Raw genomic sequence first — 7,066 nt, forward strand, 5'->3', positions numbered from 1 at the left:
ATCGCGCCTATGTCTAATAGAGAAATACTAAAACTATGACTACTTAATTATTAGGCGTTGGTGAAAAGAGGTATGATATTTTGTCCGGATAAGAGCGCCAACAAAAAAACTTTCTCCTTCTATTCCTTGTTTCTTCTTCTTTCTTTCCTCCTGACTCCTGACTCCTGACTCCTGACTCCTAAGTAATTAAGATTAATATCATACCTTAATTTACCAACGCCAATTATTCTTTCCATAAAGCAATTCCTCCTAATAAACCATTTACATTAGGCACTATTTTTACATTTGTTGGTAATTCAAATTCAATTTTTTTTGTATTGCCACCACCAAGATAAATATGATCGCAATTAAATAAATGTTGTAGAGTAGCGATCGCCTTTTCTAAGCGCTTATTCCACTTCTTTTTACCAATATCATCTAATGCTGCTCTTCCTAAGTGTTCCTCATAAGTGTCTTTTTTACGAAACGGATGATGACCCATTTCCAAGTTTGGCACTAGTTTTCCTTCTAGAAACAATGCTGAACCGAAACCAGTTCCTAAAGTAACTACCAACTCTACTCCTTTGCCTTCAATTGTTCCTAGTCCTTGAATATCAGCATCATTAGCAACTCGCACCGGTTTCCCCAAGCGTTCTGAAAGCACTGCTGCCAAATTCAACCCTATCCAGTCAGAATCTAAATTTGCTGCTGTTTTAATCACACCATCCATAACTACACCAGGGAAACCTACGGATATTCTGTCAAATTCTCCTTGTTCTGCTGCTAAAGAGACAATCTCTTTTAATATTGGGTCTGGTTTTGCTGGGTCTGGTGTTTCGACACGACTACGTTTTGTGATAGGTTCTCCTGTTTCATCTAAGACTATTACTTTAATCCCGCTGCCACCAATATCAACTGCTAAAGTTTGTATAGTTTTAACTTCATTCATTGCTTACGCCTTTTTTTTATGACATATTATCATCATAATTAATATTGTTTTACTCCGACAATATTTATAACCTTATCTTAATTATTTATCTAACTAAAGTCTTGCTTTAAAAACTGATTAATTTCCTGCCAAACTTTTGCCATCACATTCCCCAAAGTATGGTCAGTATCAAGTTCTATTAATTCTACCCAGGAGCGTTTGGCAACAAATTCTCGACTAGCTTGAATGGGAATCACGTTGTCATTTAAACCATGAAAAATTAAAGTTGGTAAAGTACGTTTTAATTTTTTCTCTTCATACTCGATCAAATCAACTATAAAATCATAGCTCAATAGTGAATATTTTTTTTCTCCATAATGGTATATCCAATAATCTCCCCTTTCTTGCCATTTTTGTAAATTTTCTTCTCCTAAATTTTGTTGCCAATGGGATAAAAAATTAAAGGCGGGTGCCAGTAAAATTATTGCTTTAACATGGAAATTTTGTTCTGCTAAAAAAGTAGATGTTAAACCACCAAAACTAGAGCCAATTAATATTATTGGTGTAGATTTTTTTGTGATTTCTGACTCTACTTGATGAATTTGTCTTGTTAAAGTTAGGTTGTAAAAATCATTTTGATTTAAGTCTAGAATATTAAGATTGAGGTTGATTTCTGCGAAGCGATCGCGCAAATATATAGCTTTATTAGATTTGGGACTAGAGGCAAATCCATGTAAATAAATATAAGTGTAATTATTCAGCATTTCTTTTGTTTAAAGTCAAGAATAGGCCTGGGTAATTAGTAGCTAATATTTGTCCAAATGGTATTAACTAGCTATCAGCATTTTCCGTACCGGAATGCTCCGCAAACAGCATTTCCGTACAGAAACGCTTTGAAATTTATCTTGCTAAAGTATTTTTTTCAAAACTTGTAATAATTATTTTGTAAAGTTTATTAGTAATGACTAGTAATGACTGTTTTTTTTATTCGATAATTTTGCCGACGATCGAATCAGTTTTATATATTTATATCATATTATTTTATCAATCAGGCTGGCTATAAATTATTCCAGAATTTACTTACTATAAAATACTCATACCAACCACCACTACTTCTAGTCTTTAAAGTTAATTTAACTAGCGATTTTTGAGAGATTCCCGGCGTTGCTGCATTAACTTTGACCACTGTTGTAATTGTTCGGGAGTTAGCACTTCTCTAATTTTGAGAATAGTATTAAATTGTAATTCTGCTAAATCTTTTCTCAACTGTAAAACTTCGCCATGTTTTTGCCGTAGTTGATTATCAGTATTAGTAGCAATTATCATTTGATTTAATTCTTCCTGGGCATCCCGCAAATTTTCTAAACTTTGAATAATTTGCTGTTGATGTTGCTGACGAATTGCCACAATTTTATCAGTTTGTTCTTGTGTAAGATTTAGTTGTTGAAATACACCTTCTTCTGTTGATTGTGACTCCTGTACTTTTGTTGTTTGACTAATTATTTGAGCATCATTATTATAGTTAGGAGTTGCAATAACAGAACTAATAGTTAAGGGTGTAACTAATAATCCTAATACAGCAGAAATCAAAGCTGGGGACATAAAATTTTACCTCTCAATATTTGGTTAGGTATGAATTAATATCAAATCCTTTTTTTTCAAATTATATCAAATCCGTTTAATTGGAAATAAAAAAATTCGGTGGTGGTGCATAGTAATGGTAAAGGAAGCACCAGGAGTTTGGGGGGATGGGGAGATGGGGAGTGTGGGAAATGGGGAGATGAGGAGTGTGGGAGAAATTAAAAAATATGTATCCTACCATTACCATGCAGGACTATCAAAAATTCTTCAATCGTCATAACTACGCTCATCTTTGTGATTCTCTCTCCTCCTGACTCCTGACTACTCCTTACTTAACCAATCTATAACTGTTTAACCGGTAAAGAAGGTTGACTAACTTTTTTGGCGTTGGTGATTTGAGATATGATATCATGTCCGGATAAGAGCGCGAACAAAAAACTTTCTCCTTCTACTACTCTTTCTTCTTCTTTCTTCTCTCCTGACTCGGTCTTCCCCCTCCTGGGAGGGGGAGGGGCGAGGGGTGGGTTGACTCCTAAAGAATTAAGATTAATATCATACACGCGCTTCACTAACGCCACTTTTTCTACCTAAATTGTTTCTTCCAACTTCGGTTTTACTTTTTTCTTCTTACTTCTTTTACAGCGCTTTTCAGTTGAGTAGACCACTAAACTCATTGTTAGGAGTCAGTCTTCAGGAGTAGACAGTAGTAGGAGCGAATGGCCATTCGCCCCTACAGGGTTTTGTTTGTGACGTGAGGTCAGAGATCGGCAAAAGTGCTGTAACTTACCACCTTCTTCAACGTAAAGTTACTAACTCTTCTGATGTGGAGGGGTGAATACCAATAGTGCGGTCAAAGTCTGCTTTGGTTGCACCCATATTAACAGCGATCGCCATTCCTTGGATAATTTCACCCGCATCTTTACCGACCATGTGTACTCCTAAAACACGGTCAGTATTACCCTCGACTACCAATTTCACCATTACTTTTTCATCTGCACCTGTAAAACTGTGGAACATTGGGCGAAACTTAGCGCGGTAACATTTGATAGAGTCACCAAATTTTTCTTTAGCTTCTGCTTCTGTTAGACCTACGGTAGATCCTTCTGGTTCTGAGAAGACTGCTGTGGGAATATTTTCTAGAGAAATTGCTCTAGGGATATTACCAAATTCTGTATCAGCAAAAGCACGACCTTGAGCAATAGCAACAGGAGTTAAATTTGCTTTATCTATACAGTCTCCCACTGCATAAATATTTGGTTGAGTGGTACGACAGTTTCCACTAACGGCAATTGCACCACTAACTGTTTCTACTCCAGCGTTTTCTAAGTTCAAACCTTCTAAGTTTGGTTTGCGACCAGTTGCACAGAGGAATGTATCGACAATTAAAGGTTCGGCATTTTCTCCTGTTAGGTGAACTTTTAACCCTTCTTCGACTTTCTCAATTTTTTCTACATTTGTATTGATGCGGAAGTCTACTCCATGTTTTGTCATTCCTTCTTGAATGTTGCTGCGGATGTCTTGGTCAAAACCTCGCAAAATTAAATCCCGACGAATAATTTCAGTAACTTCAGTACCGACACCATTTAAAATTCCGGCAAATTCTACACCGATATAACCGCCTCCCCAAACTGCCATTCTTTTTGGTTGTTCTTTGAGGTGGAACATTTCGCGGGAAGTAATACTATGTTCAATTCCAGGAATGTTGATTTTTTCTGCTTTCCCACCGACAGCGATTAAGATTTTATCTGCTGTGATTTTACGATCGCCTACTTCTACGGTATGGGGGTCGATAAATTTGGCATATCCTTCTATTAGTTCCACTCCTGCTTTTTCCAGGAAACTGATATGTAGTTTATTTAAACGTAGAACTTCTGTATTTACAGCATCTATTAATTTATGCCAATCAAAACTAGGTTCTACTTCACTCCAACCATAACCTACTGCATCTTGATACAAGTGGGAAAATCTGGAACCGTAAACCATGAGTTTTTTTGGGACACATCCTCTAATGACGCAAGTACCTCCTACTAAATCATTTTCAGCGATCGCTACTTTTGCTCCATAAGATGCTGCCCTTTTTGAAGATGCTAACCCACCCGATCCTGCACCTATCACAAATAGATCGTAATCGTATGCCATAATTTGATATCCTTTGATTGATATTTTAATTATTTTGTTGTTTGTCTTTTTAAATTATACCTGTTGTTGCTTCTCATGTAATTCTGTCATTAGGCAGATCGGTTAAATTAGGACAATAATTTAGAGACATCCAATTACTACTTTACAAACAGAATGTAATTTTATACGATAATTTGATATTCTTGGGTTGATATTTTTACTATTTTTTTACGGCGTTACTGATTTGAGGTATGAAATTCAACTTTGGATAAATTTTCAGCCAAAACAGTAGTGCAAATTATACCTATTTCTTTCTATTTAGTCACCGAAAAACTCCTTTCTATCTACTAACTCCTGACTCATGAGGACTGTGAAATCATACATTTATTCAGCAACGCCTTTTTTACTTCTATTTTTCTATAATAACAGTCGTTAATTTAGTTGATTTTCTCAATTACTGTAGTAGTTTGATGGTAGTTTTGTATGAATTTCATTGAAATTAGGGAGAAGGGGTAATACTTTTCATTTTTTATCTATAATTCTTGATTTTTTACAAATCATAGGACTTACGCAGTACAAGGTATTTTCGTCCGAAGCGACCCACAGGGTTTGCGCAGCAGTCCGGAACGGAAAGCAATTTCACATTCTAGTTTTTCGTACCTCATGCGTAAGTCCTGAAATCATTTATTCTACCTCAAATCAAAAAAATCTCCACATTATTTTTTAGGTTTCCTTGCTACTACCGTAGGAAATATCCTGGCATTATCCCAAATAAATTCTATATCATCAAAACCAACATTTTGTAGTTGTAATTTTGTCGTTGATGAACTTCTAAATCCTGTAATTTTCAGATTCAACATAATATCGCCAAATATGATTTTTGTAAGTAACATATCGTCTAGATTTAGTTGATTCATATCCCATTCTGAATTGGGGTCGATATTCGGGGATGGGGTTAAAAAGCTAGTTACCAATATACCTCCTGGCATTAATGCTTTGAAAAACTTTCGATATAGCTCCATAACTTTTTGATCATCAGATTCATAAATATTTAAACCATTGCTAGTCAATAGCGTAAATTCATCTTCAAAAGGCAAATTCCAACCATCTTCCTGATGAAATTCTACTTTTTCAGATAACCCATATTCTTCAGCTAATTTTTTTGCCAATTTTAAACTTTCATAATCAATATCAATTCCCACTAAACGGAAATTATCTACACCTGAAAAATCCAACTTCAACAAATCCCTCATTACCCCACAAGGTAAGGAGGCAAAAACTAAACCATCTCTCACATAATTCTGAATAACTTTACTGAAATTGACATATCTTTGTTGTGTCGCCAGGAAAGTAGGGTCTTGATCCAATAAATACTTTTCTAATTTTGTTAAACTACGACCTTCTTTATCAATACCTGTCACCCTTCCTTGATACTGATGTTCCAGAACATAGTCTGTCCAATAGCCATTCAGACCTCCATTTTGTAAATAAAATTGCCCTAAAGGAAAACCTGCTAATCCATTAAGAAGTTCTAATTGTCTAGCAACAGTAACATGGGGTTTATCTCCAGTCTGAATAATTCTTTGTTTAACCCTTTCTATGGTTTCTTCAAGAGTTTCATTTTTACTTCCATGAGAGAGAATACGTTGTTCATTAAATTCTTGAGATTGTTGAGTCATTAGCTTATTTTGATTGAATTACAATATTGATTTTATTAATTACTAAATATTTGTCAAGTTAAAAGCTTCTCCATACCCTATTTAGGTTTACGCGCTGTTACTGTGGGATATATTCTTGCGTTATCCCAAATAAATTCTATTTCATCAAACCCAACAGTTTGTAATTGTAATTTTGTTGTTGATGAACTCCTAAAGGCTGTAAATTTAACATTCAATATATCAAAAAATATAATTTTTGAAAGCAATAAATCTTCTGAATTAATCTGACTCATATCCCATTCTGAATTGGGGTCAATATTTGGGGATGGGGTTAAAAAGCTAGTTACTAATATACCTCCTGGCATTAATGCTTTGAAAAACTGTCGATATAACTCCGTTACTTTTTCATCATCAGGTTCATAAACATTTAAACCATTGCTAGTCAATAGTGTAAATTCATCTTCAAAAGGCAAATTCCAAGCATCTTCCTGATGAAATTCTACTTTTTCTGATAAATCATATTCTTCAGCTAATTTTTTTGCTAATTCTAAACTTTCATAGTCAATATCAATTCCCACTAAACGAAAATTTTCTACTCCGGTAAAATCCAACTTCAACAAATCCCTCATTACTCCACAAGGCAAGGAAGCAAAAACTATATCCTCTTGCACACAATTCTGAATAGCTTTACCAAAATTGACATATCTTTGTTGTGTAGGAAAGGAGTTTTTATCTAGCAAAAATTTTTCTAATTCTGTTAAACTACGACCTTCAGCATCAATACCAGTAATTCTTCCTTGAA

General features: G+C 34.8%; 8 protein-coding genes. 1 reads left to right on the forward strand and 7 read right to left on the reverse strand.

Annotated features, from left to right (window positions below; translation table 11 throughout):
- Positions 1 to 223: 223 nt before the first annotated feature.
- The 3 genes from F6K13_RS11510 to F6K13_RS11520 all read right to left on the reverse strand — a co-directional run bounded on the left by F6K13_RS11510 (position 224) and on the right by F6K13_RS11520 (position 2,509).
- A complete protein-coding gene (locus F6K13_RS11510; protein ID WP_124145838.1) occupies positions 224 to 928 on the reverse strand; it encodes an ROK family protein in 705 nt (234 codons plus the stop codon).
- Between the two features lie 89 nt (positions 929 to 1,017).
- A complete protein-coding gene (locus F6K13_RS11515) occupies positions 1,018 to 1,671 on the reverse strand; it encodes a YqiA/YcfP family alpha/beta fold hydrolase (RefSeq protein WP_124145839.1) in 654 nt (217 codons plus the stop codon).
- Positions 1,672 to 2,044: 373 nt separating this feature from the next.
- Positions 2,045 to 2,509 (reverse strand): Spy/CpxP family protein refolding chaperone, encoded by a 465-nt coding sequence (locus F6K13_RS11520; protein WP_124145840.1) that lies wholly within the window; start codon positions 2,507 to 2,509, stop codon positions 2,045 to 2,047.
- A gap of 115 nt (positions 2,510 to 2,624) precedes the next feature.
- Here F6K13_RS11520 and F6K13_RS11525 point away from each other — a divergent pair, with 115 nt between their 5' ends.
- Positions 2,625 to 2,768: a hypothetical protein gene (locus F6K13_RS11525; RefSeq protein WP_161564606.1), complete on the forward strand. Its 144-nt coding sequence runs from the start codon at positions 2,625 to 2,627 to the stop codon at positions 2,766 to 2,768.
- 61 nt (positions 2,769 to 2,829) lie between these two features.
- Here F6K13_RS11525 and F6K13_RS11530 read toward each other — a convergent pair whose 3' ends face one another.
- The 4 genes from F6K13_RS11530 to F6K13_RS11545 all read right to left on the reverse strand — a co-directional run.
- Positions 2,830 to 3,066, reverse strand: a complete 237-nt coding sequence (locus tag F6K13_RS11530; protein ID WP_124145841.1) for a hypothetical protein — start codon at positions 3,064 to 3,066, stop codon at positions 2,830 to 2,832.
- Positions 3,067 to 3,283: 217 nt separating this feature from the next.
- Complete coding sequence (gene gor, locus F6K13_RS11535; protein WP_124154842.1) at positions 3,284 to 4,627, reverse strand: glutathione-disulfide reductase; 1,344 nt, start codon at positions 4,625 to 4,627, stop codon at positions 3,284 to 3,286.
- Between the two features lie 695 nt (positions 4,628 to 5,322).
- A complete protein-coding gene (locus tag F6K13_RS11540) occupies positions 5,323 to 6,285 on the reverse strand; it encodes a class I SAM-dependent methyltransferase (RefSeq protein ID WP_287243374.1) in 963 nt (320 codons plus the stop codon).
- Between the two features lie 77 nt (positions 6,286 to 6,362).
- On the reverse strand, positions 6,363 to 7,066 hold a 704-nt coding region (locus F6K13_RS11545; RefSeq protein ID WP_287287418.1), incomplete at its 5' end, for a class I SAM-dependent methyltransferase.

Origin of the sequence: Okeania sp. SIO2B9, assembly GCF_010672505.1 — a bacterium.
GTDB lineage: Bacteria > Cyanobacteriota > Cyanobacteriia > Cyanobacteriales > Microcoleaceae > Okeania > Okeania hirsuta.